The sequence below is a fragment of the Streptomyces sp. YIM 98790 genome (genome assembly GCF_011421595.1).
Classification (GTDB): domain Bacteria; phylum Actinomycetota; class Actinomycetes; order Streptomycetales; family Streptomycetaceae; genus Streptomyces.
Genome location: NZ_WTLH01000018.1, coordinates 25,730 through 50,941, shown reverse-complemented (window position 1 = coordinate 50,941; position 25,212 = coordinate 25,730). Strand labels below are relative to the sequence as shown.

21 protein-coding genes and 1 pseudogene are annotated in these 25,212 nt (G+C 75.6%); 12 read left to right on the top strand and 10 right to left on the bottom strand.

Annotated elements, in window-relative coordinates:
- From GQS09_RS05640 to GQS09_RS05595, 10 genes are all read right to left on the bottom strand, one after another.
- A partial coding sequence (locus tag GQS09_RS05640; protein ID WP_165984864.1) for a type 2 lanthipeptide synthetase LanM family protein occupies positions 1-2,635 on the bottom strand: 2,635 nt, incomplete at its 3' end.
- Between the two features lie 150 nt (positions 2,636-2,785).
- A complete protein-coding gene (locus tag GQS09_RS05635; RefSeq protein WP_165984863.1) occupies positions 2,786-3,544 on the bottom strand; it encodes a 4'-phosphopantetheinyl transferase superfamily protein in 759 nt (252 codons plus the stop codon).
- Positions 3,541-6,978 carry a S41 family peptidase gene (locus GQS09_RS05630; RefSeq protein WP_165984862.1) on the bottom strand — a complete coding sequence of 1,146 codons (3,438 nt, stop codon included), beginning with the start codon at positions 6,976-6,978 and terminating at the stop codon, positions 3,541-3,543. The genes GQS09_RS05635 and GQS09_RS05630 overlap by 4 nt, the downstream gene beginning before the upstream one ends.
- Positions 6,978-7,619 (bottom strand): GNAT family N-acetyltransferase, encoded by a 642-nt coding sequence (locus tag GQS09_RS05625; protein ID WP_165984861.1) that lies wholly within the window; start codon positions 7,617-7,619, stop codon positions 6,978-6,980. Before GQS09_RS05625 ends, GQS09_RS05630 begins: the two co-directional genes overlap by 1 nt.
- On the bottom strand, positions 7,613-8,194 hold the full coding sequence (locus GQS09_RS05620) for a hypothetical protein (RefSeq protein WP_165984860.1): 582 nt from the start codon (positions 8,192-8,194) through the stop codon (positions 7,613-7,615). Before GQS09_RS05620 ends, GQS09_RS05625 begins: the two co-directional genes overlap by 7 nt.
- Positions 8,187-8,657 (bottom strand): GNAT family N-acetyltransferase, encoded by a 471-nt coding sequence (locus GQS09_RS05615; protein ID WP_165984859.1) that lies wholly within the window; start codon positions 8,655-8,657, stop codon positions 8,187-8,189. Before GQS09_RS05615 ends, GQS09_RS05620 begins: the two co-directional genes overlap by 8 nt.
- Positions 8,654-9,247 (bottom strand): hypothetical protein, encoded by a 594-nt coding sequence (locus GQS09_RS05610; RefSeq protein WP_165984858.1) that lies wholly within the window; start codon positions 9,245-9,247, stop codon positions 8,654-8,656. The genes GQS09_RS05615 and GQS09_RS05610 overlap by 4 nt, the downstream gene beginning before the upstream one ends.
- Positions 9,244-10,551, bottom strand: a complete 1,308-nt coding sequence (locus GQS09_RS05605; RefSeq protein ID WP_279577702.1) for an acyl-CoA dehydrogenase — start codon at positions 10,549-10,551, stop codon at positions 9,244-9,246. The genes GQS09_RS05610 and GQS09_RS05605 overlap by 4 nt, the downstream gene beginning before the upstream one ends.
- On the bottom strand, positions 10,548-11,156 hold the full coding sequence (locus tag GQS09_RS05600) for an acyl-CoA dehydrogenase family protein (protein WP_165984857.1): 609 nt from the start codon (positions 11,154-11,156) through the stop codon (positions 10,548-10,550). Before GQS09_RS05600 ends, GQS09_RS05605 begins: the two co-directional genes overlap by 4 nt.
- Before the next feature lie 130 nt (positions 11,157-11,286).
- The gene (locus GQS09_RS05595; protein ID WP_207957499.1) at positions 11,287-11,481 is read right to left on the bottom strand and encodes a hypothetical protein; all 195 of its coding nucleotides are present in this window, start codon (positions 11,479-11,481) and stop codon (positions 11,287-11,289) included.
- 231 nt (positions 11,482-11,712) lie between these two features.
- On the opposite strand from GQS09_RS05595, the gene GQS09_RS05590 reads away from it, so the two are divergent.
- The 12 genes and pseudogenes from GQS09_RS05590 to GQS09_RS05535 all read left to right on the top strand — a co-directional run bounded on the left by GQS09_RS05590 (position 11,713) and on the right by GQS09_RS05535 (position 25,157).
- Complete coding sequence (locus GQS09_RS05590) at positions 11,713-13,626, top strand: condensation domain-containing protein (RefSeq protein ID WP_165984856.1); 1,914 nt, start codon at positions 11,713-11,715, stop codon at positions 13,624-13,626.
- A complete protein-coding gene (locus GQS09_RS05585) occupies positions 13,623-14,966 on the top strand; it encodes an ATP-grasp domain-containing protein (RefSeq protein WP_165984855.1) in 1,344 nt (447 codons plus the stop codon). The genes GQS09_RS05590 and GQS09_RS05585 overlap by 4 nt, the downstream gene beginning before the upstream one ends.
- Positions 14,967-15,094: 128 nt before the next feature.
- Positions 15,095-16,459 carry a diaminopimelate decarboxylase gene (locus GQS09_RS05580; RefSeq protein ID WP_165984868.1) on the top strand — a complete coding sequence of 455 codons (1,365 nt, stop codon included), beginning with the start codon at positions 15,095-15,097 and terminating at the stop codon, positions 16,457-16,459.
- The gene (locus GQS09_RS05575; protein ID WP_313896002.1) at positions 16,456-17,418 is read left to right on the top strand and encodes a 3-oxoacyl-[acyl-carrier-protein] synthase III C-terminal domain-containing protein; all 963 of its coding nucleotides are present in this window, start codon (positions 16,456-16,458) and stop codon (positions 17,416-17,418) included. Before GQS09_RS05580 ends, GQS09_RS05575 begins: the two co-directional genes overlap by 4 nt.
- A 1-nt stretch (position 17,419) precedes the next feature.
- Positions 17,420-18,052 (top strand): acyl-CoA dehydrogenase family protein, encoded by a 633-nt coding sequence (locus GQS09_RS05570; protein ID WP_165984854.1) that lies wholly within the window; start codon positions 17,420-17,422, stop codon positions 18,050-18,052.
- Positions 18,049-19,209, top strand: a complete 1,161-nt coding sequence (locus GQS09_RS05565; RefSeq protein ID WP_165984853.1) for an acyl-CoA dehydrogenase family protein — start codon at positions 18,049-18,051, stop codon at positions 19,207-19,209. Before GQS09_RS05570 ends, GQS09_RS05565 begins: the two co-directional genes overlap by 4 nt.
- Positions 19,210-20,232: 1,023 nt before the next feature.
- Positions 20,233-20,601, top strand: a pseudogene (locus GQS09_RS30580) (AMP-binding protein); the annotation flags it as partial.
- Positions 20,499-21,803 (top strand): AMP-binding protein, encoded by a 1,305-nt coding sequence (locus tag GQS09_RS05555; protein WP_313896003.1) that lies wholly within the window; start codon positions 20,499-20,501, stop codon positions 21,801-21,803. The pseudogene GQS09_RS30580 and the gene GQS09_RS05555, both read left to right, overlap by 103 nt.
- Positions 21,804-21,943: 140 nt before the next feature.
- Positions 21,944-22,204, top strand: coding sequence for an acyl carrier protein (locus tag GQS09_RS05550; RefSeq protein ID WP_165984851.1), 261 nt, complete (start codon positions 21,944-21,946; stop codon positions 22,202-22,204).
- A gap of 22 nt (positions 22,205-22,226) precedes the next feature.
- Positions 22,227-23,234, top strand: coding sequence for a 3-oxoacyl-[acyl-carrier-protein] synthase III C-terminal domain-containing protein (locus GQS09_RS05545; RefSeq protein WP_165984850.1), 1,008 nt, complete (start codon positions 22,227-22,229; stop codon positions 23,232-23,234).
- Entirely contained in the window at positions 23,231-24,370 is a 1,140-nt protein-coding gene (locus GQS09_RS05540; RefSeq protein WP_165984849.1) for an acyl-CoA dehydrogenase family protein, read from the top strand. Before GQS09_RS05545 ends, GQS09_RS05540 begins: the two co-directional genes overlap by 4 nt.
- On the top strand, positions 24,363-25,157 hold the full coding sequence (locus tag GQS09_RS05535; RefSeq protein ID WP_165984848.1) for a hypothetical protein: 795 nt from the start codon (positions 24,363-24,365) through the stop codon (positions 25,155-25,157). Before GQS09_RS05540 ends, GQS09_RS05535 begins: the two co-directional genes overlap by 8 nt.
- Positions 25,158-25,212 lie beyond the last annotated feature (55 nt).

Genomic DNA, 25,212 nt, shown 5'->3' with positions numbered 1-25,212 from the left:
GTCCGGCCGCCACGCCCAGCACCGGCCGGTGCGCGGCGCCGTCCCCGGCCTGCGTCTCCGCCGGTCCGGGCCCGGCCGTGGCGTGGGCCAGGGCCGTCAGGGCGGGCGGCAGGCACCGGTCGAGGCCGTCGCCGAGGAGGGTGGCCAGCCGGGCCACCGCGTAGCAGATGCCGCCCAGGCCGTGCTGGGCGCCCGGCCCGACCGCCCGGGCCAGCTCCGGCCGGGCGGCCAGCATGGCCAGCAGTTCCGGCAGCGCGGCCAGCGCCTCACGGGCCAGTTCCCGGTAGCGGTGGCCGCCGGTCAGTTCGCCGAGCTGGGCCAGGAACAGGGCGACCCCGCAGTAGCCCTGGGCCAGCCCGGCGCCCATCGGCAGCACCGTCCAGTACGACTCCTCGACCAGTTCCAGGCCCAGCCAGTTGGCGCGGCCGGACCCGTGCACCGCCCGGCCCACGATCTCGTCCGCGATTCCGCAGGCCATGGCGAGCAGCAGTTCCGGCGCGGGCGCCAGGGACGGGGCGGCGGGCAGCCGGGCGGGGGCCGGGCGGTGCGCCGCGCCCGGGTCGGAGCGGGTGGTGGCCAGCGCGGCGGAGATGATCCACTCCTGGTCGTGCCGGTCCACCTCGTTCATCCGGCCGATCTTCGCGGCGGCGGCCTCCAGGCTCGGCTCGGGCAGCACATCGGGCACCCGGTCCCCGCGCGAGGTCCACAGCGCCCGGTCGCCGGTCCGCTGGAAGAACACCGGCACGTCCCCGGACCACAGATCGGTGATCTCCTCCTCCACCAGGCGCTGCCGCACCGGGTCGCCGGCCGACTCCGTGCACAGCGCGGAGAACAGCGCGTCCCCGGCCAGTGCCGAGCGCAGCAGCTCCGGGTGGGTCATCTCGCCGAGCAGCGCGGTGTAGAGGCGGGTGGCGCGCAGGATGACCCGGCCGGTGCCGGTGCCGTGCGCGGCCAGCAGGCCGTCCGGGCCGAGGAGCTCGTCCCGGTGGGCGACCACCGCGTCGTATCCGGAGCGGAAGCCGGCCAGCAGCGCCATCTCGAAGTCGGCGTATCCGGCCTGGCCGTCCCCGGGCAGCGGCCGGTTGCGGCTGCCGCCGAACGGCGCGGGCCGGCGGACCAGCCGCATCCGGTCGGTCCCCGCACCGTCCCAGACGGCCCTCTCGGTGGGCAGGGTGCCGCCCGGCCGGCCGCCGACCGAGGAGATGTCCACCGCGCCGTGCTCGCCGATCAGGAGCTGCGGCAGCACGCAGGTGCGCTGCACGGACCCGGCCAGCGCGGTGCCCGCCGGGTCCGGCCGGGTGAGCGTGGCCTCGGGAACGGTCGGGTGGAGCAGGGTCTCGGCGTCGATGGGGACGGGCTGGTCGCCGCAGGCGATGACGTTCTCGCAGTGCATGTCCACGCCGTCCACGGCGTGGAACAGCGCCAGCAGGCCGCCCTGCCGCCGGTGGAAGCGGGCCACCTCCGGCACCGACCGGCACGGGCGGTGCGTGATGAACTCCATCCAGCCGTAGCCGTCGCCGGTGACCGTGGCGGGCACCCGCAGGCCCAGGCCGGGCACCTTGCCGTCCAGCCAGTCGGCCATCCGGGCCAGGAACACGTGCTGGTCCAGCGGCCGGGGCTTGTAGACCACGACGGTGCCGTCGGTGAACCGCAGCAGCGCGGTGGACCGGCCCCGCTGGTGCGGGTCGCCGTGGCCGGTCTCGACGGTGACCAGCGGCCCCGGATCGCGGCCGCGCAGCAGGTCGGCGACGATCCGCTTGCGGTCGGCGCGGAACCGGGTGAGCAGTTCGGCGGCGGCCTCGGCGGCCCCTTCGGCGGTCTGGCCGAGCAGCCGGGCCAGCACCGGGTAGCGGCCGAACAGCCGGGCCAGGCCGGGGCGTCCGGCCACCTGCCGCAGGAAGTCGGCGAACCGCTCGCGCGGCCCTGCGCCGTCCAGCAGCCCCTCGCCGCGGGCCCGGTCCAGCTCCAGCACCAGGGCCCGGGCGGCCAGTTCCGCCAGCCGCAGCCGCAGCCGGAACTCCAGGCCGGCGCAGACGGACTCCAGATCGACGGGGGACTCGCCGTGGCCCGCGATCCCGGCGGCGACGGACCGGTCCTCTGCCACCTGGTCGGCCACCGTGCGGACGGCGGTCTCGCTCAGCGGGCGCAGCGCGGGGGCGAACACCTCCGCACCCGCCGGGCCCGCGGCGGACTCCTCCGGGTCCGGGGCCAGATGCCCGGGGCCGGGGTGCTCGGGGGCGGCGGCCAGGGCGCGTTCGGTGAAGGCCGCCCAGGACGGCTTGGCGGCCCGGGCGCCGAGGCGGTCGGCGGGCTCCGCGCACAGCGCCGCGAGGGTGCGGTCGTCGATGCCGAGCCGGGCGAGGCGGGCGGCCAGCCCGCCCCGGCTCAGCTCGTGGAGCCCGGCCGGAGCGTGCCGCCCGTGCCGCCCGTGCTGCGCGTGCTGCTCGTGCTGCTCGTGCTGCGCGTGCTGCTCGTGCGGTTCCGCGGGGCGCGCCGGGGCGTCGTCTCGCGCCGGAACCGGCTCCGGGCGGTCGGGCGCAGCGAGCCGCTCCCCGAGGGTGAGGCCCGGGGCCCACCACCAGGGGGAGAGCGGAGTCCGCGGCGGTTGGCCGGCGAGGACGGATGCGCTGGTCACGCAAGCATCGTGACAGAGCACCACACCGTGTTCATGGGGAAACAACCCCCACATTCTCCCGCCCCCGGTCCGCGGCCTGGGGGTCCGGGACGGGGGTGCATGGGGGCCGGCCGTCCGCGGGCCCGCCCGGCGGCCGGCCCGGCCGGTGGCTCATCCGGCGATGAGCAGCCGGCCGGAGGCCGCCGGGACGGCCGCCGGGACCGCGGGCGGTACCGGGCGGTGCACGCTGTCGGGCAGCTCGAAGCGGTGCACGGCGACCAGCGGCTCGGTGGTGGCCAGCGCCGAGGCATGCCCGTCCGGCGCGGCCAGGCCGTAGAGGTGGACCGTGCAGGACGGCCACTCGGGCGCGGTGGCCCGCACCGTCGGCCCGCTCACGTCCACCCGGTGCGGCCAGGCCCGCAGTCCCAGCCCGGTCAGTTTCAGCGCGGCCTCCTTCCGGGTCCACGCGGCGAGCAGCCATGTGGCCCGCTCCGGGCCGGTGAGCTGGGCGAAGTGCGTCCGCTCGGCCTCGCTGAGGATGGTGCGGGACATGGCCTCCGGGTTCTGGAACGAGTCCATCTCCTCGATGTCCACGCCCACCAGGCCGGTCCCGGTGAGGGCCAGCAGCAGCCAGCTCCGGGTGTGCGAGACCGAGTAGTCCAGGGCCGCGCCCTGGAAGACGGGGCGTCCGTGCCGGGCGCCGGGGCAGCGCGGGCAGCCTCGGTCGATCACGATGTCGGACGGCTGCGCGCCCAGGTAATGGGAGCCGATGAGGCGCTGGGCCGCGCGGGAGGTGATGAACACGTCCCGGGCCGGGGTGCCCTCCAGCTTGGCGGCCCGCTGCTGTTCCCCGGCGTCCAGCAGGCCGGGCCAGCCCGGCCGGACATGGACGGGCACCAGCCACAGGTGTACTTCACCCGGGGCGATCATCGCTGCCTCCCGAGGGGATGGGAGGCCGCTGCCCGGGCGGGCACGGCGGCCTCGTAGGGGTCCGCGGTCTCTGTGGATGCTGTGGTCTCTGAGGTCTGGGCGGCCTTCGCGGTGTCCGCGGTGCCGGCGGTGTCCGCGGTGTCCGCGGCGGAGCCGGCGATGCCGGGCGCGGGCGGGGCCGGGCGGAGCAGGCGGTCCAGCAGATGCGAGACGGCGGTGGCGAGCTGCTCGTCCCCGGCACCGGACTGGTCCCGGAAGGGCGGCGGGTCGGCCACCACATCGGGCACCACCCCCCGGTTCTCCAGCAGGTCACCGGCCTGGCGCAGAAAGAAGCGGTACTCGGGCTGGGTCGTCACGGTGCCGTCCACCAGCACATGCCGGGGCCAGGTGGCGATCACCCCGCCCCAGGTGCGCCGCCCGACCAGGGTGCCCAGCCCCTGGGCGCGGAAGAGATGGGCGAAGATCTCCCCGTCCGAGCCGGTGTGTTCGTTGACCAGTACAGCCATGACGGCGGGCGGGGACTCCGCCGGATGGACCGCGAGCCCGTTCCACCGGCCGCGCTGCACCCCGGCCCGGGGGCGGGCCAGCCGGTCCAGCAGCAGTGGTGAGATGTGCCCGCCGGTGTTGTAGCGGACGTCCACCACCAGCCCCTCCCGGTCCAGTTCACCGAGGAAACCGCGCACGAAGTCGGCGAAGCCGGTGCCCATCATGTCCGGCACGTGCAGGTAGCCGAGCCGGTCGCCGGACAGCTCGTGCACCGCCCGCCGGTTGGCGGCCACCCAGTCCAGATAGCGGGCGCGGGTCTCGCTGCCGACGGTCCGGACCGTCACCTGCCGGGGCGGCCCGCCGTCCCGCCGCACCGTCAGCTCCACCTCCCGGCCGGCCTGTCCGACCAGCAGTTCGCCCGGGCCGGGCGGGCCCACCGGGCGGCCGTCCACGGCGGTGACCGTGTCGCCGGGCCGGATGCCGGTGCCGGGCCCCCGGCAGGGCGAGGTGGCGCCGCGCTGCCAGGGGTCGCCGCGCAGCACCCGGGCGATCCGCCAGCCGTCCCGTCCGGCGCCGCCCGGCCCGGCCCGCCAGTCGACGCCGAGAAAGCCCTGCGGCTGCTGCTGGGGCGGGGTGCGGTGGTCGCCGCCCTGCTCGTAGGCGTGCGAGGTGGCCAGCTCGCCGTGCAGTTCCCAGATCAGGTCGGAAAGTTCGGAACGGCAGGCGACCAGGGAGACGAGCGGGGCGTAGCGGGCGTAGAGCGCCTCCCAGTCCAGCCCCGACATGCCGGCGTCCCAGAAGTTCTCCCGCTGGAGCCGCCACGCCTCCCGGAACATCTGCCGCCACTCGGCCTCCGGGCGCACCTCGACCCGGACCCGGTCCAGGTCGACCCAGCCGCTGTGCCGTCCGGGCGGGGCGTCGGGGTCGTACTCGTCGAGCCGGTCGGCGGCCATCACCCGGAGCCGGGTGCCGGAGCGGTACAGCAGCACCCCGCCGCGGCGGTCCGCGGACAGCTCGTCCACCGGGCCGAGGCAGTCCTCGGCGACCTCGCCGGTGGCCAGGTCGACCAGGGTCACGGTGGCGGCGGCCTCGGCACCGGCCGCGGCGCCGCCTCCGGCCCCGGTGCCGGAGCCGTCCGGATCGGGGCCGGTGACCGGGGCGGCGTGCACCAGCACCCGGCCGGGCAGGGCGGTCAGCGCGGTGTAGCGGCCCTCGGGCACCGGCAGCGGCACCACGCGGTCGGCGATGCCGTCCAGGTCGATCCGCACCGCGGGCGGCCCGGAGCCGTCCCCGGGCTCGTCGGCCTTCCCGGGCTCGTCGGCCTCCCCGGGATCGTTGCCGGGCTCGTTTCCGGCGGGGGCGGCGGCGGGTGCGGACTGCTCCGGCCCCCGCCCCAGCGGCGAGGGATCGCCGTCCCGCAGCGTCACCAGGTAGGGCCGGGCACCGAAGGTGAAGCCCAGGCCGAACAGGACCTGGTCGTACTCGGCGCTCAGGGTGCGCTGGCCGAGGAAGTACAGATACCGGCCCTCCGGGTCGAACTCCGGCGAGCTGTCCCGCAGCACCGGTTCGGTGATCTGGTGGTGCCGTCCCGCCGGCACGTCGGCGATCCGGATCGCGGAGGTCTGCGGCGAGACGGGGAAGGTGTAGGCCAGCCAGCGGCCGTCCGGTGACCAGGCCAGGTCCTCGATCCGCTCGTGCCGGGCGGTGTCCAGCAGCCGGGGGACGGGCCGTTCCGCGGCGGCGTCCACCGTCCACAGCTCCTGCCGGTTGGTGGCGAAGGCGACCACCGGGGAGGCGGGGGAGACGGCGAGTTCGGTGACGCAGCCGAAACCGCCGGCCACCAGCTCCCGTTCGGGGCCGGTGCCGTCCGCGGGGAGCAGCACCAGCCGCTCCTCCGGGCCGTCGTCGGCGGCCACCGCCACCAGCGCGGAGGCGTCCGGCAGCCAGTCCGGCAGCCGGTGGCGCACGCCCTCGGGCCGGCCGTGCCGCCGCACCGGTCCGGACCAGGGGGCCAGGGTGAACGCCCGGCCGCGGGCGGCCAGCGCCAGCCGGGTGCCGTCCGGGCTGAGCCGGGCGCCGTCCAGATGCTCCCCGGCCGGGACGAAGCGGCGTCCGCACCGGTCGCGGGAGGAGGTGATCCGGATGTCGACCGGCCGGGGGCCGGCCCCGCCGTCGCCGGGGGCCGCGGGATCGAGCAGGTGTATGCGGGCCCCGGCCTGATAGACCAGCCGCCGCCCGTCCCCGGAGAGATGGCGCACGTAGAAGTCGCGGTGCCGGGTGTGGCGGCGCAGATCGCCGCCGTCGGGAAGGCAGGAGTAGACGTTCCCGGTGCCCTCGTGGTCACTGACGAAGCAGATCCGGTCCCCGGCCCAGCACGGGAAGGCCGGATTGCCGGGCAGGGACACCAGCCGCCGGTACGGCCCGGCCTCGTCGTCGGCGATCCACAGCTCGCCGGTGCAGCCGCCCCGGTAGCGCTTCCAGCGGGCCGGGTCGCCGGTGTTGCGGCCGAGCACCACCCGGCCGCCGGGTCCGTGGGCGACGGCGTCGGCGATTCCCGGGCCCAGCAGCCGCGGCGGGCCGCCGTCCGGGTGCACCGCGAACAGCCGGTTGCCGAAGCCGGCCGGCTGTTCGGCGGCGGAGGCGTAGAGGATCTCCCCGGTGCGCGGGTGCCAGCCGGCGGTGGCGCAGCGGGCGGCCTGGTAGGTGAGGCGCCGGGCCGGGCCGCCGCCGGCCAGGTCCAGTACGCAGATCTCGGTGGGGCCGTCGTCGGCGCCGGTGAACGCCACCCGGGTGCCGTCGGGGGACAGCCGGGGGCGGGCGGCCTCGGACACACCGGCGGTCAGCCGGCGGGCCTGGCCGCCGCCGGCCGGGACGCTCCACAGGTCGTCCTCGCAGGCGAAGACGATCGTCTCGCCGTGCAGGGTGGGAAAGCGCAGGTAACCGGGCATCAGGAACCTCCCGCCACGGGCGGGGACCCGTCCCGGTCCTGCGTGCCGTCCGGGTTCCCGCCCTGGCGCCGGCCGCGCTCGCGGATGCGTTCCACCAGCTCGCGATGGCGGGCCTGCCGGGCCTCCAGCTCGGCCCGCGCGTCCTCCTCGGTGAGGCTCCAGTAGCAGGCCGAGCGCCACTCGCCGACCGTGTAGGAGTCGTAGGCGCAGCGCACCTGTCGGCTGGCCGCCAGGGTCTCGGCGGACTGCAGCATGGTGTTGTGCTCCAGCACCTGGTTGACGATGACCCGCATGTTCAGCTCGGCGCGCAGATAGTCGTGGGCGGCCTGGACGGCCAGCGCACCCGGCCCGCCGCGGAAGCGGGGGAAGACACCGAAGGACAGCTCGCAGGTCTGGCTCCGCCAGTCCACCGAGGTGATCCAGCAGAACCCCATGACGTCGCCCCTGGGGGTGCACATGGCGAAGATCCGCTTCTCCTGCTGCCTCTCCGCGATGGTGGTGCGCACGTCGGCGGACAGGGTCTCGTCGTCGATGGAGACCGCGAAGTCGGTCAGATTCGCCTGGAAGCGCGGGTCGCGGAGCAGCATGGCGCGCAGCGGGATGTCGTCCTCGGTGAAGTGCCGGATGGTCGCGTTCAGCATGGGTTCTCCGCCTTCCGGAAGTGGACGAGGACGTCCCGGTGGGCGCCGCCCTGGAAGCGGTGGTCCCGCAGCACGCCGGTGGCGGTGAAGCCGCAGGCGGCGACCGCGGCGGCCATCGGGCTGCCGTCCGGCACCAGCGCCAGGCAGGAGGTGCACCGCTGGTAGGCGGCCAGGAACTCCAGCAGGGCGCGCAGCGGCGCGGGGTCCGGGGAGGTGGCGGCGACGTAAGCCTGGCGGGGCTGCCGGGGATTGGGGGCCCAGCCGACCAGCGCGTCACCGGACCGGAAGACCTGCGCCTCGGCACCGGTGAGGGTGCGGGCCAGCAGGGGATCGTTCTGGGTGACGGGGTCGGTGTCCAGGAAGCCGCGGGCGGCGTCCCCGGCGGCGCGCAGGGCCGCTGCGGCGGCCGTGGCGTCCAGCAGAACGAGCCCGGGCGCGGTGTCGGCGTCGGTTCCGGCCCGGGCCTCGGGCGGTGCGGCGGTCGCGGTCGAGCCGCCCGCCGCGGTGCCGGCCGCGGTGCCGGCCGCGGTGCCGGTCGTGGTGCCGGTCGTGGTGTCGGTCAGGCTGTCAGTCACGGCGTACCGCTCCCCAGATCTCCCGGTCGACGGCGCGGCCGTCGAACCACATGCCCTCCGGCGCGACGGCCTCCCGCCGGAAGCCGCAGGCCGCCAGCGCGGCGGCGGGCGGCTGCGCGGCCGGAGTGACCCAGCCGTACAGCCGGTGCAGATTCAGGCCGTGGAAGCCGTGCTCCACGGCCGCCGCCAGCAGGCCGGGAAGGTCGTCCGGGCGGCGGTGCAGCCCGATCTCCAGGCAGGCCCGGCGGTTGACCCAGTCGATATCCGTCCAGCGGACGAAGCCGGTGTCCGGGACGATGCACAGCTCGTCCCGCCCGCCCTCGGTGCCGTCCGGCTCGGCGACCGCCGCCGGTTCCGCCAGCGGTGGCCGGCCGGCCACCGGCAGGCCGAGCAGTTCCCCCGGCAGCCAGGGGCCGGCGAGCAGTTCGCGGTCGGTGCCGCGGTATCCGCGCAGCCTCGTCATCGTGGTGCCCCTGTCCGTTCCGGCGGGAAGATCCGGGCGAAGAAGACGCGGCCGTGCCGTCCGCCGCCGCGCGCCGTGACCTGGGCCAGGGTGCCCTCCTCGGTCAGGCCGGCGGCACGGGCGAACCGCAGCCCGCGGTCGTCGAACTCGTGCAGCGGCAGGGCGATCCGCACCACCTCGCGCTCCCACCGCAGAGCGCGCACCAGCTCCCGGTAGGCGGACACCCACCACGCAAGCGGCGCCTCGCCGGTCAGGCGCAGCTCCACCTGGTAGTGGCAGCCGTGCGCGGCGCCCGCGGCCTGAACGGCGTACAGCCCGGCCGGGCGGCCGTCGGCGAGCAGCAGCCGGGTGTCGTCGTCGAGCAGCCGCAGGATCTCCGCCTCGGACCGGGTGTCCGGACGGTCGGTGCGGTAGTAGAAGTCCGGCTCGGTGAACATCGCCAGCACCGCGTCGGTGTCCTCCGGCGTGCGGGGACGGCCGGACCACCGCGGCGCGGCATCCGGCTCGGTATCCGGCTCGGCGTGCGGCGCGGTATCCGGCGCCGTGGGTGGCGCCGTGGGTGGCGCGGTGTGGTGCGCGGTGGGTGTCATGAACCCTCCCTGTGGGATGCGGGGGCGGGTGCGACGGCCAGCCGGAGGATGTTGGTGGTGCCGTCCATGAATTCGAAGGCGCAGACGTCGCGGCACCACTTCTCCAGCAGCGGGTGCCCGGCCAGCGCACCGGGCGGCAGCTCCCGCTCGGCCCAGCGGGCGGTGCGCACCGCGAGATGGGTGGTGTGCAGCTTGGCCACGCAGGCCGGCTCCCGGTCGTCGGGCCGGGCGTCCACCTCGGCGGCGGTGTCGTACAGCAGTTGCCGGGCGGCATCCAGCCGGGCGGTGACCAGGTCGTGGCCGGGGCGGCCGGGCCGCAGGGCGCGCACCTGGTCGTGGATGGCATGGGCGACCCCGAGCGCCTGGGCGGCGATCTGCAGCCGGACCACGGTGAACGCCCGGTTGGCGCCCCACAGTCCGCGCCGGGACAGCGGCAGATGCCGGCCGAGGACGTGCTCCTCGGGCACCGGCACCGAGTCGAAGCGCATCTCGCCGATGCGTGCTCCGCGCAGCCCCAGCATCTCCAGGGGGGAGCCGGTGAAGCCGGGCGCCGGGCGCTTCAGCAGTACCGCCCGGATGGACAGCGGGGTCGGTCCGACGCGGGCGAAGACGACGCCGATGGAACCGCGTTCGGCATTGGCCACATAGCGCTTGGTGCCGTGCATGAGATAGCCGCCGGCCGGGTCCCGGTCCAGCCGGGTGCGCAGGGCGGTGGCGTCGCTGCCGTGCTCCGGCTCGGTCATGCCGAAGAAGGTCCAGCATCCGGTGCGGGCCAGTTCGCCGTAGAACAACTCCTGCTGGCGCTCGTCGCCGAGGGCGTCCACGGTGAACCCGGCCAGCGAGGGGGCCGCGCAGGCGTTGAGCACGCCGGCGTCGCCGCGGGCGAGTTCGATGTTGGCCGCCACCCGGCCCAGGCAGGAGGCGGTGAACTCACGCGCCCAGGCGGGCACCGGGTGCGGCCGGAAGCGCTCCGGGGTGCCGACCACGCGCAGCAGTTCCAGGGCGCCGGAGCGGCGCAGCAGCCGGTGGTCCTCCGGGGTGCGGTCCACGGCCAGGGCCAGCGTGCGCAGCTCGGCGCCGAGTTCGCGGCAGCCGGCCACCAGGTCGCGGACCGCGGGCGGCAGCGATCCCGCCGCGGCTGTGCCCGTGGCCCTGCCCGTGGCGACGGCAGCGGCGGCGGCAGCGGCGGCCGGGGAACCGGTCGCGCCGGCGGTGGCGGTGCCGGTGGTGGCGGTGCCGGTCGTGCCGGCGGTGGCGGTGGCGGCGCCACCGGTGACGTCGGCGGTCGGGGTGGCGGGGGTCATGGAGCGGCCTCTCCGGTCGCCTCCCGGGCGACCCAGCAGTTGGCCACCAGCCGGGACACCACGACGCCGCGCACGGCGCTGTCGCCGGCGTAGCCGGAGCCGCCCAGCAGCTTGGCCAGTTCCCAGTCCAGTTCGGTGAGCCGGTCGTGCACCTCGGCCACGGCGGCGGGCAGCGATCCGGCGACCCGCAGGGTGCGGCGCGCGACCTCCAGCTCGACCCGGGCGTCGGCCAGCGTGCCCAGAACCAGCTGCCGCCGGATCAGCGGCTCGCCGCCGCCGACCCGCCCCGACAGATGGTCCACGGCCCGCTCGGCCAGCCGCCGGGTCAGCCCGAGCCGCACCGCCGCGAGTCTGGCGGCCAGCGCGGTGAGCCGTTCCGGCGTGGCGGAGCGGTGCCGGGCGGGGCGCCGCACGAAGCTGACGCCCTCCCGGGCTGCCAGGGGGTGGGGTACGAGGGACGCCCGCGGGGGCACCGCCGCGGACGGCAGCGCGGCAACGCTGCCCGGAGCGGCGTCGGCGCCCGCGCCGTCCAGCGCCGGCCCCAGGCCGGCCGCCAGGCCGTCGCGGTGGCCGGCCCGCTCGCACTCCGCGAGGGTCTCCCGCATGGCGTCCTCCGTTTCCCGTGTTCTCTCGTGGTGCGGTGGTGCGGTGGTGCGGTGGTGCTGTCCGTTCTCGCTCCGAGGGGGTCCGGCGGCGGTGTGGCGACAGGGAACACCGCCGCCACACCGCCGACGATCACGCGGCCTTGGTGGCAACCGCCTTGGTGGCAACCGCCTTGGTCGCGACCGCCTTGGTGGCGACGGCCTTGGTGGCAACCGCCTTGGTGGCGACGGCCTTGGTGGCAACCGCCTTGGTCGCGACCGCCTTGGTGGCAACCGCCTTGGTCGCGACGGCCTTGGTGGCGACGGCCTTGGTGGCAACCTTTGCCATGGTGATTCTCCTCGTCGTGAGATGCGAGAACGGTTCGCCTCCGTCAATCCGGTGGCGGGAATTCCCGTCCGGCGGTGGCGATTCGAGATTCCCGCGCCGGAATACGGGATGTCAATGACAGCTTTGTGCCGTCCCCTTGATGTCACCGTGAGCCCCTGACGAAAACGCGCGGAACCCGCCAGCATGTGGCCAGGAAAACGTGACCGGCAAACGATGCGGCGGGAGGGAACGATGGCAGCGGCGATCCGCACCGCGCCCCTGTGCTGGGGCCAGCACCATCACGTGCTGCGCTATCTGCACGCACCCGAGGCGTCCCGCCACGAGGCGCACATCACCACCAGCTACCCGCTGCCCGAGGGCTGCACCACCACGCACGTCCGGGCCGCCCTGAACCACCTGGTCCGCCGGCACGAGGGCCTGCGCACCGTCTACGACCTGTACGCCCGGCCCTGGCCGCGCCAGCTGGTGCAGCCCTTCGCCCCGCTGCCGCTGATCGAGGCGGACACCGCCGACGACCCCGTCCGCACGGTGCGCGAGCTCTACCAGGCCCCGTTCGACCTGGCCCGGGAATGGCCGCTGCGGGCCTGCGCGGTCACCTCCGGCGGCCGGCTGCTCCGCCTGCACCTGGTCTTCAACCATCTGGCCTTCGACGACGTGGCCCTGGACCGGCTCAGCGGCGAACTGGACGCCCTGCTCGCCGCCCGGGTGGCCGGCCGCCCGGTGAGCCTGCCGCCGGTCGTCCACCAGCCCGTCGACCTCGCCCGCCGGGAGCAGGCCACCGACCCCGAGGAGGCGCTGGCCCACTGGCGGCGGACCGTGCGCGAGCTGCCTGCCGACGTGTACGCGCGCCGCCGCACCCGGCCGGCCGCCCCGGACGCCGCGCACAGCGCCGCCCTGACCACGCCCGCCCTGCTCGGCGCCGCGCGCGACATCGCCGCCCGGGCCGGGGTGTGGCCCTCGGCCGTGCATGTGGCCGCCTTCGCCGTCACCCTCGCCGCCTACACCGGCGAGCGGCGGATCGCCCACCGCATCTACACCAGCCAGCGCGAGGCGGGCGGCTCCGCCTCGGTGATGACCTGCCAGTCCTATCCGACGCCGGTGCTGCTGGACCTCACCGACGACCCGCCGTTCGGCGAGGTGCTGCGGAGGGCCGCGGAGCGCATCGAGGCGTCCATCGCCCACGCCCACGTGCCCTTCGACCAGGTCGAGGAGGCCGTCGCGCGGGAGAGCGCCCGGCGCGGGCAGCGGATGCGAGTGGTGTCCGAGCTCAACTTCCTGGACAACCGGCCGCGTTCCTGCGGCACCCGCCGGGACCGGCTGACCTGGAACCCCGCACCGGCCGACTGGGCCCGGGCCGGCTCGGATCTCTACTTCCGGGTCTACGAATGGAGCGACGGGATCACCCTCGCCCTCCAGGTCCTGGACGCGGTGATGGACCGGGATGCGGCGGCCCGCTTCCTGCGCGGCTACGCCACGCTGCTGCACGCGCACCGGGACGGCACCGCCGACCTGCGGGTGAGCCGGGCCGCCGGACTGCCGGCCTTTCCGCCGCCGCCCGCCCGCCGGCTGGTGCGCATCGGCACCGACCTGGTGGACCTGGACGCCACCGAGGCGGCGCTGCGCGAGCACGAGGCGGTCACCGCCGCCCGGGTCACCGCCGGCCACGACGGCCGCCGCGAGGGCGACGAGGGCGACGAGGGCGACGAGGGACCCGGCCTGACCGCCGAGGTGACCGCCGGCCGGCCGGTCACCGCCGCCGAACTCCGCACCCACCTGCTGGGCGCGGTGCACGACCACCCCGCGGCCCGCTGCCCGGCCGCCTTCCGCATCACCGTCAGCGCCGCCACCGCCACCGCCGCCGGCGGCATCCCCGCTCCGCCGGCCCCGTCTCCGACCGCCGCCGAGCGGGCGCTGACCGCGGCCGTGGCCGAGGCCAACGGCCTGGACCCGGACCGGGTCGACCCCGGGGCCGGTTACGCCGCGGCGGGCGGGCGCGTGCTGCGGCTGCCCCGGGTGCTGGCCGCCCTCGCCGAGCACGGCTGGGCGGGCGTGTCCCCGCGCCGGCTGAACAGTGCCCGCCCGCTGCGCACGCTCGCCCGGCGGATGCGCCCGACGACCACCGAGAATTCCGGGAGTGCCCGATGAATTTCGTCCAGCGACTGAAATCCGATCTGACGGGCGATCCCCAGGCCCGCTTCGTCTTCATCAACAATTTCGAGGTCGAAAGGAGCTGGGCCGCCGGTGAACCCAAGCTCCCCGGGGCCGGGATCTCCTTTGCCGACGCAACCGTCAATCGCATGGAGGAGCTGGGCGTGCTGCTCGCCGGTGAGGGCGATGTGGTGATGCTCAAGGCGCCCATGGACGAGGAGTTCGCCCGCTACCTGGACCGGCTGGGCGCCGCCGCCGGCCGCACCGTCTGGGCCGAGCACAGCGAGCCCGCCCGCACCGTCACCGAGGACGCCCTCGCCTCCCCGGGCCTGCTCGACCGGCTCCGCGCCCTGGACGACGGCCGCACCTACCTGATGCCGCTGGGCGTCTCGCCCCACGAGGAGCTGCTGGCCAAGGAGACCGGGCTGCCGCTGGCCGGACCCTCCGCGCAGACCTGCAAGGCCGTCAACGGCAAGATCTTCAGCCACCGGCTGGTGGCGGCGGCCGGTCTGACCGCCGTGCCGGGCCGGGTCTGCCAGCGGGTCGGCGAACTGCGCGGCGCGCTCTCCGCCCAGCTCGCCGACGGCGGGCGGGTGGCGGTCAAGGAGTCCCTGGGCGTCTCCGGCCGCGGCATGGTGGTGATCGAGGACGAGCGGTCCGCGGCCCGGCTGCTGCGGCTGATCGAACGCCGGGGCCCGGACGCGCCCGCCGCCCTGGTGGTGGAGACCTGGATCGAGCACGCCCTGGACCTCAACTACCAGTTCGTGATCTCCCGCACCGGCCGGGTCCGGTTCGAGACCGTCAAGGCGGCCGTGCTGCGGGACGGCGTCCACCAGGGACACCGCTTCCCGGTGGAGCTTCCCCCGGCCGCGTCCGCGCAGCTGCACGACGCCGTGCAGGTGATCGGGGAGGCCCTGTACGCCGAGGGCTACTACGGCATGGTCGGCGTGGACGCCATGCTCGGCCGCGACGGCACCCTCTACCCCTGCCTGGAGATCAACGCCAGGTTCAACATGTCCACTTACCAGAGCCGGATCGCCGAACGGTTCATCCCCGAGGGCCGGCACGCCATCGCCGCCACCTTCGGCCTCAGGCTCTCCCGTCGTCACCGCTTCGCCGAGGTCGAGGCGGCCCTGGGGGACCTGCTGATGGACCGCCCCGGCCGGACCGGGCTGCTGATCAACAACTTCGCCACGCTGAACGCCGCGGACACCGGCGAAGGCGGCTTCCACGGCCGGCTCTACGGCATCTGCGTCGCCGACGGCCCGGACACCGCCCTTGCCGTGCGCCGGGAGGCGGAGCAGCGGCTGCGGGAAATGGCAGGCATGACGTCATGAGCTCCCCCAACACACCCAACACACCCGGCACACCCAATACACCCGGCACACCCGACTCGCCGGACGCGAACGCCGGGCACGGCACCGGCGGGCCCGGCATCCTGGACGTCGCCGCGGTCACCGAGGCGATGCGCGGCACCAGCGTCCAGGGCATCGGCTACCGCGAGCTCGCCGAGCGCTTCGGCACCCCGCTCTATGTCTACGACGGCGATCTGCTCACCGCCACCGTCACCGGTCTGCGCCGTGCGCTCCACCCGGCCCTGGAGGTCTTCTACTCGCTCAAGGCCAACCCCAACATCAGCGTCTTCGCCGCGCTGCGCGCCGGCGGCGCCCGCGCCGAGGTCTCCTCCCTCGTCGAGCTGCGTACCGCGCTGGCGGCCGGCACCGAGCCGGAGAACATCCTCTTCCTGGGCCCCGGCAAGAGCGAGGAGGAACTCGCCGCCTGCCTGGACACCGGCGTCTACGCGGTGGTCTGCGAGTCGTTCGCGGAACTCGACCGGATCGAGCGGCTGGCCGCCGCCCGCCGCATCCGGCAGCGGGTGCTGCTGCGGGTCAACCCGGCCCTGGCGATCAGCGGCTCCCGGCTCACCATGGGCGGCAAGCCCCGCCAGTTCGGCATCGACGAGGCCCAGGTGCTGGCCGCCGGGGACCTCACCGCCCGCTACTGGCACGCCGACGTGGCCGGTATCCAGGTCTATCTCGGCACCCGCATCCTGGACGCCGGGGTGCTCGGCAAGAACACCCGCTACATCCTGGACCTGGCCGAGCGGATCGCCGCGGCCACCGGCATCCGCCTGGACGCGGTCGACATCGGCGGCGGCCTGGGCGTGCCCTACTTCGACGGCGAGGCCGAGCTCGGCCCGGCCGAGGCGGGCCGGGAGATCAACCCGCTGCTGGACGCCTTCGCCGCCGCTCACCCCCGCACCCGGCTGATCATGGAGTCCGGCCGCTACCTGGCCGCCCGGGCCGGCGTCTATGTGCTGGGCGTGCGCTATGTGAAGGAATCCCTGGGGGAGCGGTTCGCGGTGGCGGACGGCGGCACCCACCACCACATGGCGGCCGTCGGCATCGGCTCCTTCGTCAAGCGGAACTTCCCCGCGGTGCTGCTGAGCGACCGGGAGGCCGGCGAGCCCCGGCCGTGGAACGTCACCGGGCCGCTGTGCACCCCGAACGACTCCCTGCTCAAGCAGGCCGAACTGCCCGACCTGGTGCCCGGTGACCTGATCGGCGTGCTCAACTCCGGCGCCTACGGCCCTTCCGCGTCGCCCGGTCTGTTCCTCTCCCACGGCTTCCCGGCCGAGGTGCTGGTCACCGGCGGGCGGGCGCACCTGGTGCGGGAACGCGACCGGCCGGAGGACCTGCTCCGCCCCCAGCGGCTGGTCACCGCGGCCGGTCCCGCCGCTCCCGCCGGTCCCGCCGACTCCGCAGAGTCCGCCGGTCCCGCCGGGTCGGCCGCGGTGCCCGCCGCCGACCGGGGAGGGCTGCCGAGGTGACCGCCGCGGTGAGCACCGGGGTGGGCCTGGAGCGCGTGGCGGTACGGCTGCCCGGCCGGGTGGAGAAGGTCACCGACATCATGCGCCGTACCGGCCACGACCCCGCCGAGAGCCGCCTGTTCAAGACCCTGTTCGGGCTGCGCCACAGCCCTTCGCTGGCGCCCGGCGAACAGTGGGAGGACCTGCTCACCGCGGCCGGCCGCGAGGCACTGGGCGGCGGGCACGCCTCCCTGGTGCTGTACGGCCACACCCTGCTCACCCAGGAGTTCGCCCTCCGCGGCGGCTTCGCCGACCGCATGCGCGCCCGTCTCGGCCTGCCCGGCAGCCGCTTCTTCGGCCTCTCCCACATCAACTGCGTCTCGGTGCTGCGCGGCGTGGAGATCGCCCGCCGCTACCTGCGCCGCCCCGGCGTATCCCCCGACGACCGGGTGCTGATCCTCGGCGGCGACCACGCCAGCGTGCACGACGCCTCCCGGGTGATGCCGGGCATGGCGGTCGGCGGCGACGGCGTGATCGCGGTGGCGGTCCGCCCCCGGGGCCGCGCCCGCTACCGCTACCTGGGCGGCGCGGCCTCCCGCGACGCCCGCTTCCACCGCAAGGACCTGTCCGCCGACCGGGCCGTCCTGTTCAGCCAGGTCTGCCGGGAGCAGGCGGTGGACACCGCGCTGCGCGCCGTACGGGACGCCGGACTGACCCCCGCGGACATCGACTGGGTGATGCCGCACCTGTCCAACCGGATGTTCTGGAGCACCTTCGGCCGTCTGACGGGCATCCCCCGGGACCGGATCTGCACGGATCTCATCCCCGAGCGCGGCCACAACTTCGGCGGCGACGCGCTGATGGCGCTGGAACACGCCGAAAGCACCGGACGGCTCCGTCCCGGACACCGCTGCGTGCTGCTCTCACTGGCCCTGGGCGCCTACTTCCAGGCCGTGATCGTCGAGGTCGAGGAGGATTGACATGACCACCCTGCTGCACCGGGCCGAACGGACGGCACGTCAGGAAGGGCTGGCCGCCGGGCTGGCCGCCGCCCTGTCGGCGCTGTCCGAGCGGCCGGCGCTCTCCGGCCGGGGAGCCGCTGCCGCCGCGCCCGGCCCCTGGGCCGCGCTCCCCGCGCCGGACGTGCCGCCCGGCGCCCGGGTCCGGACCCACCCGCTGGCCGACCGCGAGGAGATCGCCTTCGTCGCCTGCCCCGGCCCCCGCCCCGCCGGCACGCCCGAACAGGCCGAGGCCGCCCGGCTGATCGCCGCGGTCCGGCTCGGCATCGTCCGCCGCCTGCTGGACGAGGCCGTCGAGCACCTGTCCGAACGTACCGCGGGGGACGAGCCGCTGATCCGCAAACAGCTCATCACCGGCGCGGTGGCCGACATCATCGCCGAGGTGGAGCTCCTGCGGGAGCACGCCCTGACCGGGGACGACGACCCCGAGGCGCTGGCCGACCTGCACAACCGCCTCGACGACCTGGGCTGGCAGGTGGCCAAGCTGTTCGGCGCCTCCGGCTACATCGCCGACCACCCCGCCCGGGCCCTGTACGTCTCCGCGCTCGTCGCCAACGTCTGGACCGACCGGCAGCAGGGAGGGCAGGCCGCATGATCGAGCTGGACGCCCGGCTGCGGGCGGTGCGCGACCACGCCCGGGAGGCGGCCGAGGACCTGCGCGCCCGCGCGCTGTCCATCGACGCCGAGCCGCACGCCATGGAACAGCACCTGGACTCCCCGGCCTTCGCCATGATCCGCGAGTCCGCGCTGCCCGAGGAGTACCGTTCCGCATCCCCCGCCCCCGCCCCCGCCCTCGCCGGCGGCGACGACCCGGCGGGCCGCGGCTCCTGCCTGGAGAGCATGGTCAGCGTCCTGGAACTCTTCCGGGGCGACGTGGGTGCCCTGCTGGCCTGCCCGTCTCCCGCCCTGGCCGGAGTCTTCGTCGCCCTGCTGGGTGACGAGGAGCAGAAGAAGCGCTTCTACGAGCGGGTGCGGACCGGCCGCACCTGGGCGTTCTTCGCCATGACCGAGCCGGGCCGGGGCAGTGACGCCACCGCCATGGAAACCCGGCTGGAACGGGACGGGCAGGGCGGCTGGCTGCTGCACGGCACCAAGCGCTACATCGGCAACGGCGCCCGCGGCGGCATCGGAGTCGTCTTCGCCCGCACCGGCCCCTCCCCCCTCCACATCCGGGCCGCCCTGGTGGAACTCCCGGCCTCCGGGTGGCAGGCGGAGCCCCTGGACATGGTGGGGCTGCGCGGGGCCGCACTGAGCGAGATCCGGCTGGACGGGGTGCCCGTCCCCGGCGGCATGCTGCTGGGCGAGCACCTGCCGGCCACCCGCCGCGGCATCTGGGGAGCGGTGCAGACCTTCAACAACATGCGGATGCAGGTAGCCGCCGCCGCGGTGGGCACCGCCCAGGCCATGGCCGAGTACATCGCCCGGCACCGCCCCGGCACCCCCGGCACGCGGCGGGCCGTGGCCCGCGCCGAGGCCGCGCGTTCCCTGGTCTACGAGGCCGCCGCCCGGATCGACCGCAACCCGGACCGCGGTTACCTCTCCAGTGCCGCCAAGCTGGGCGCGACCCGCATGGCCGTGGAGACCGCGCACTGGGCGGCGGCGGCGCTGGGCCCGGCCGGGCTGCTGGACCACCCGCTGCTGGAGAAGTGGACCCGTGACGTGTGCGCGTTCGAGTTCATGGACGGCACCGGCAACATCCAGCGTCTGCACGTGGCCCGCGGATACCAGTCGGGAGACGCCGATGGCCGCTGATCCCGCGGCTGTGCCCGCGGCCGGTCCCGCGGCCGACCCCGCACCGCATCCCGAGGCCGTCCCCGCCGGTGCCCCTCCGGCGATCGGCGACCTCGGCCTCTCCATCGGCACCGTCGCCGTCGCCCGCCACGAGCACGCCCGGTACGAACCGGCCCCCGCGCTCACCGACACCGCCTACCTGGTCCCGCTGGCCCGGGCCACCTCCCGGGCCACCGGCATCCCCGTCGCCGGACTGCGCCTCCTGGTGCCCGACCGGGGCCCCGACGTCAGCGCCCTGGCGCTGGCCGCGCTCGGCGAGGACGCCCGGGACGAGCCGCTGTACTACGTGCGCTCCGGCCCGCAGCGGGACGCCGTCGCCTCACCGCTGTCCGGGCTGGTCCACCGCCTGGACTGGGCGGGCGACGACCTCGGCATCACCCACCTGGAGGAACTCGGCGGCACCCTGGTCCTGGACCTGGCCGCCTGGACCCTGGAGACCGGCTCGGCCGCGGTGCTGATCTGCGACGAGCCCGCCTTCACCGGCACCGGCACCTCCCCCGGCACCTCCCCCGGCGACGGCGACGGCCGGCCCGTCCCCGCGGCGGTGGCCCTGCGTCTGCGGCGCGGTACCGGCCCGCTGCAGGTGCTGGCCTGCGGCGAGGGCGNGCCCGCCTTCACCGGCACCGGCACCTCCCCCGGCACCTCCCCCGGCGACGGCGACGGCCGGCCCGTCCCCGCGGCGGTGGCCCTGCGTCTGCGGCGCGGTACCGGCCCGCTGCAGGTGCTGGCCTGCGGCGAGGGCGCCCCGCCCGGCGCGCCCGACACCGCGCGGCACCTGTTCACCGGCCGGGGCCCGTGCGATGCCTGGCTCGCCGCCCACCGGGCGCTGGCCGCCGGCCACGTCACCGCCGGGGACACCCTGCTGCTGCACACCAAGGGCCCCCGCCGGGAGGGCTGGCTCACCCTCCGCGCCACCGACCCCGCCCGCCTCCGCCTCACCGACGCCACCCCGGCCACCCGGCCCAGCCCCAGCGAAGGACAGCCATGAACCCGTTCCACCAACTCCTGGAGCCGGTCGGCACCTCGGCTCCGGCGGCCACCCTGCCCGAGTGGTTCCGGCGCGGCCTGCGGACCAGCCCGGACGGCGAGGCCCTGCGCATCGGCCGCCGCTCCCTCACCTACCGCGAACTCCACGCCCACGCCCTGGCCCTGGCCGGCACCCTCACCGCCGCGGCCAAGGGCCGCCCCCGCCGGGTCGGTCTGCTGGCCGCCCGCAGCGTGGAGGCGTACGCCGGGATACTGGCCGCCGGATACGCCGGTGCCGCCGTCGTCCCGCTGCACCCGGAGTTCCCCGCCGAGCGGACCCGCCGCATGATCTGTGCGGCCCGGCCGGACGTGCTGCTCACCGACGACTCCGCCCGCCCCGTCCTGCCGGAACTCGCCGACGAACTCGGCGGCACCCCGGTGATCCGGCACCCCGGCGGACCGCCCCTGGAGCGGCCCGCGTCCCCCGCGCCGGACGACACCGCCTACATCCTCTTNCCCCCGCGCCGGACGACACCGCCTACATCCTCTTCACCTCCGGCTCCACCGGCCGCCCCAAGGGCGTGCCCGTGCTGCACCGGAACGTGGACGCCTACCTGCAGTTCGTCCACCACCGCTACCGGTTCACCCCGCAGGACGTGTTCTCCCAGACCTTCGACCTCACCTTCGACCTGGCGATGTTCGACATGTTCGCGGCCTGGGGCAGCGGCGGCACCCTGGTCTCCATGCCGCCGGGTGCCTTCACCACCGTCCCGGACTTCATCGCCCGGCACGGCATCACCGTGTGGTTCTCCTCGCCCAGTGTCATCTCCCTGGTGCGCAGGCTGCGGGCGCTCACCCCGGACGCCATGCCGACCCTGCGGTACAGCCTGTTCTGCGGCGAGCCGCTGCTCGGCCACGACGCCGCCGACTGGCAGGCCGCGGCCCCGCACTCGGCCGTGGAGAACCTCTACGGGCCCACCGAGCTGACCATCTCGTGCAGCGTGCACCGCTGGGACCCGCGGACCTCGCCCGGGCGCTGCGTCAACGGCATCGTGCCCATCGGCACCGTGCACCCCGCCCTGCGGTACCTGCTGGCCGGTGCCGACGGCCGGCCCGCCCCGGACACCGGCGAACTGTGCGTCACCGGACCGCAGATGGTCCCCGGCTATCTCGATCCCGCGGACGACGCCGGCCGGTTCCTCACCCACGAGGGCCGCCGCTGGTACCGCACCGGCGACCTGGTGCGCCGCCTGCCCGGCGGCGAACTCGCCTACCTGGGACGCCGCGACCACCAGGTGAAGATCAACGGCGTCCGCATCGAGCTGGCCGAGGTCGAGTGGGGCCTGCGCCGCTGCCGCGGCGTCCGCGATGCCGTGGCGGTCGCCCTGGACGGCGAACTGTTCGCCTTCTACCTGGGCGAGGAGCGCCCCGCCGCCGACCTGATGGAGGAGCTGGGCACCTTCTTCCCCCGGCAGCTCATCCCGCTGCGCTACCAGCACCTGGACGAGTTCCCGCTCAACGCCAACCGCAAGACCGACCGGCCGGCGCTCGCCGCCCGCGCCGCCGCGCTGCGCACCGCCGCCGTCTGAGACCCCTGCCCGGAACAACACCCCCGGACCCTTTCCCGGAACCGCCGCGGCACCGACCCGCGGCACCGACCCGCGGCACCGACCGCCCGTGCCCGCCCCCGGGCCCGCGTCACGCCATCGCAGAGAGGACACCACCGACCATGGACCGCACCGAGATCACCGAGCACCTGCGGGCCGCCCTGTCCGCCGTGCTGAACAAGGAACTCCCCGAGGTCAGCCCCGAGATGCGGCTGTTCGAGGACCTGGCGCTGGACTCCACCAGCGTGATCGAACTGCTGATGAGCCTGGAGGACGCCATCGGCCTGGAGGTCGACCCCGACGAACTGGGCCCGGACGTCTTCCGGACGGTCGGCAGCCTGGCCGACTACATCGAGGCCGGGTTCGCCAGGACAACGGTCTGACCGTCGGGAAAGGACGGGGACCATGAGCGTGGGACTGTCCCGGGTGGCCGTCCGGCTGCCCGGCGGGACCGAACCCGTGGACGACGTACTGGCCCGCATCGGCTGCGGGGCCATGGAGCGCAAGATGTTCTCCCGGATCTACGGGCTGCGCGACAGCCCGGTGCTGGCCCGGGGCGAACGCATGGAGGACCTGCTGGCGGCGGCCGGCCACGGCGCCCTGGCCGGCACCACCGCCTCCCTGGTCCTCTACGGCCACACCCTGCACATGGCCCAGCACGACCTCGGCGGTGACTTCCCGGACCGGCTGCGGGACCGGCTCGGCCTGCACGGCAGCCGCTTCTTCGGCCTCTCCCACGTGAACTGCGTCTCGGTGCTGCGCGGTGTGGAGTACGCCCGCCGCTACCTGCACCGGCCGGGCGCCGGGCCCGACGAGCAGGTGCTGCTGCTCGGCGGCGACCAGGGCAGCATCAGCGATGTCGCCCGCTACATCAAGGGCACCACGGTCAGCGGTGACGGTGCCGTCGGCGTCCTGGTGAACCGCGCCGGCGGCACCGACGGCACCGGCGGCACGCACGGGGCCACGGTGCCCCAGCGCTACCGCTGTCTGGCCGCCGCCGGTGCCCGGGACGCCCGTTTCCACCGCAACCTGCGGATGACGGCCGAGGAACTGGCCGCCTTCGGCCGGGCCTGCTCGGATCTGGTGGCCGACACCGTCCGGCGGGCGGCCGAGGCGTCCGGCGGAAGCGCGGAGCGGCTCGACTGGGTGATGCCGCACTTCTCCAACCGGATGTTCTGGCGTTCCTTCAGCCGGACCACCGGTATCCCGGCCGACCGGATCTGTCTCGATCTGCTCCCCGAGCGCGGCCACAACTTCGGGGGGGACGCGCTGATGGCGCTGGAGCACGCGGACACCGCCGGGCGGCTGCGTCCGGGGGACCGCTGCGTGCTGGTGGCGATCGGCCAGGGGGCCTACGTCCAGTCCCTGGTCGTCGAGGTCCTGGCCGAACGCGACGAAGGAGCACAACCATGACCGAATTCGACAGCAGGGTCCGGGCGGTGCGCGACCGCGCCCGGGAGGCGGCCGAGGACCTGCGCGCCCGCGCCCTGTCCATCGACACCGACCCCCACACCATGGCCCCGCACCTCGACTCGGAGGTGTACGCCGCGATCCGGCACGGCGAGACCCCGGAGGAGTACCGGTGGGGCCCCGAGCCGCCCGGCGCGGTCCTGCCGGACCGGCACTCCTGTCTCCAGAACGTGGTGGGCATGTGCGAGCTGGCCCGCGGCGACGTGGGCGCCCTGCTGGCCTGCCCCGCCCCGGGCCTGGCCGGCACCTTCGTCGAGTTCCTGGGCAGCGAGGAGCAGAAGAAACGCTTCTACGAGCGGGTCGGCGACGGCCGCACCTGGACGTTCTTCGCCATGACCGAGCCGGGCCGGGGCAGTGACGCCACCGCCATGGAGTCCCGGCTGGAACGGGACGGGCAGGGCGGCTGGCTGCTGCACGGCACCAAGCGCTACATCGGCAACGGCGCCCGCGGCGGCATCGGAGTCGTCTTCGCCCGCACCCGCCGTTCGGCGCTCTCGGTGCGGGCGGCCCTGGTGGAGCTCCCGGTTCCGGGGTGGCGGGCGGAGCCCCTGGACATGGTGGGGCTGCGCGGGGCCGCGCTGAGCGAGATCCGGCTGGACGGGGTCCCCGTCCCCGGGCACATGCTGCTGGGCGAGCACCTGCCGGCCACCCGCCGCGGCATCTGGGGCGCGGTGCGGACCTTCAACACCATGCGCCTGCGCGTCGCCGCGGCGGCCGTGGGCACCGCCCTGGCCATGGCCGCCCATGTGCGGGAGCACCGCCCCGGCGCTCCCGGTGCCCGGCGGGCCGTGGCCCGCGCCGAGGCCGCGCGTTCCCTGGTGTACGAGGCCGCCGCCCGGATCGACCGCGACCCGGACCGCGGTTACCTCTCCTGCGCGGCCAAGCTGGGCGCGACCCGCATGGCCGTGGAGACCGCGCACTGGGCGGCGGCGGCGCTGGGCCCGGCCGGGCTGCTGGACCACCCGCTGCTGGAGAAGTGGACCCGCGACGTGTGCGCGTTCGAGTTCATGGAGGGCACCGGGAACATCCAGCGTCTGCACGTGGCCCGCGGCTACCGGTCGGGAGAGGCCGATGGCTGAGCCCGGCTCCCCCCTCGCCCCCTCGCTGTGCGTCGATGCCATCGCCACCGCCGGACGCTGGCACACCGGCTATGTCCCGCTCTCCGCCTTCCCGGCCTCGATCCTGCCCGCGGCCCGCCGTGCCTCCGCCTTCTCCGGCATCCCCCTCGACCACCTCATGGTCACCGCCGACGCCGACGCCGACGCCGATGCCGCCCCCGGCGACGCCGCGGGGGAGGACGGCGTCAGCGCCCTGGCGCTGGCCGCGCTGGCCGCGCGCGGCGAGGACGCCCGGGACGAGCCGCTGTTCTTCGTCCGCTCCGGCCCGCTGCGGGACGCCATGGTCGCCGAACTCGCCGGGCTCGTGCACCGTTTCCGGTGGGAGGGCGACGACATGGGCCTCACCCACCTGGAGGAACTCGGCGGCATCCTGGTCCTGGACCTGATCGAGTGGGCCGTGCCGGCCGGGGCAACGGCCCTGATCTGTGACGAACCCCTGTACGCCGACGCCCGGGCGGGCGGCGCCCGGTTCTCCGCGGTGGCCCTGCGTCTGCGGCGCGGTACCGGCCCGTTGCAGGTGGTGGCCTGCGGCGAGGGCGCCCCGCCCGGGGCGCCCGACACCGCCGGGCACCTGTTCACCGGCCGGGGCCCGTGCGATGCCTGGCTCGCCGCCCACCAGGCGCTGGCCGCCGGCCGGATCGCTCCCGGGGACACCCTGCTGCTGCACACCAAGGGCCCCCGCCGGGAGGGCTGGCTCACGCTCCACGCCACCGACCCCGCCCGCCTCCGCCTTCCCGCCCCCGCCTGAGCCGCCGGACGGCCCACCGGACCGGAGCATCCCACCCCGGGGCTCTCCCCGGCAG

Coding starts and splice junctions, on each gene's coding strand:
- GQS09_RS05635 (WP_165984863.1), bottom strand. CDS start 3,544: ATGATCGCCCCGGGTGAAGTACACCTGTGGCTGGTGCCCGTCCATGTC.
- GQS09_RS05630 (WP_165984862.1), bottom strand. CDS start 6,978: ATGCCCGGTTACCTGCGCTTTCCCACCCTGCACGGCGAGACGATCGTC.
- GQS09_RS05625 (WP_165984861.1), bottom strand. CDS start 7,619: ATGCTGAACGCGACCATCCGGCACTTCACCGAGGACGACATCCCGCTG.
- GQS09_RS05615 (WP_165984859.1), bottom strand. CDS start 8,657: ATGACGAGGCTGCGCGGATACCGCGGCACCGACCGCGAACTGCTCGCC.
- GQS09_RS05610 (WP_165984858.1), bottom strand. CDS start 9,247: ATGACACCCACCGCGCACCACACCGCGCCACCCACGGCGCCACCCACG.
- GQS09_RS05605 (WP_279577702.1), bottom strand. CDS start 10,551: ATGACCCCCGCCACCCCGACCGCCGACGTCACCGGTGGCGCCGCCACC.
- GQS09_RS05600 (WP_165984857.1), bottom strand. CDS start 11,156: ATGCGGGAGACCCTCGCGGAGTGCGAGCGGGCCGGCCACCGCGACGGC.
- GQS09_RS05595 (WP_207957499.1), bottom strand. CDS start 11,481: ATGGCAAAGGTTGCCACCAAGGCCGTCGCCACCAAGGCCGTCGCGACC.
- GQS09_RS05590 (WP_165984856.1), top strand. CDS start 11,713: ATGGCAGCGGCGATCCGCACCGCGCCCCTGTGCTGGGGCCAGCACCAT.
- GQS09_RS05585 (WP_165984855.1), top strand. CDS start 13,623: ATGAATTTCGTCCAGCGACTGAAATCCGATCTGACGGGCGATCCCCAG.
- GQS09_RS05580 (WP_165984868.1), top strand. CDS start 15,095: ATGCGCGGCACCAGCGTCCAGGGCATCGGCTACCGCGAGCTCGCCGAG.
- GQS09_RS05570 (WP_165984854.1), top strand. CDS start 17,420: ATGACCACCCTGCTGCACCGGGCCGAACGGACGGCACGTCAGGAAGGG.
- GQS09_RS05565 (WP_165984853.1), top strand. CDS start 18,049: ATGATCGAGCTGGACGCCCGGCTGCGGGCGGTGCGCGACCACGCCCGG.
- GQS09_RS05550 (WP_165984851.1), top strand. CDS start 21,944: ATGGACCGCACCGAGATCACCGAGCACCTGCGGGCCGCCCTGTCCGCC.
- GQS09_RS05545 (WP_165984850.1), top strand. CDS start 22,227: ATGAGCGTGGGACTGTCCCGGGTGGCCGTCCGGCTGCCCGGCGGGACC.
- GQS09_RS05540 (WP_165984849.1), top strand. CDS start 23,231: ATGACCGAATTCGACAGCAGGGTCCGGGCGGTGCGCGACCGCGCCCGG.
- GQS09_RS05535 (WP_165984848.1), top strand. CDS start 24,363: ATGGCTGAGCCCGGCTCCCCCCTCGCCCCCTCGCTGTGCGTCGATGCC.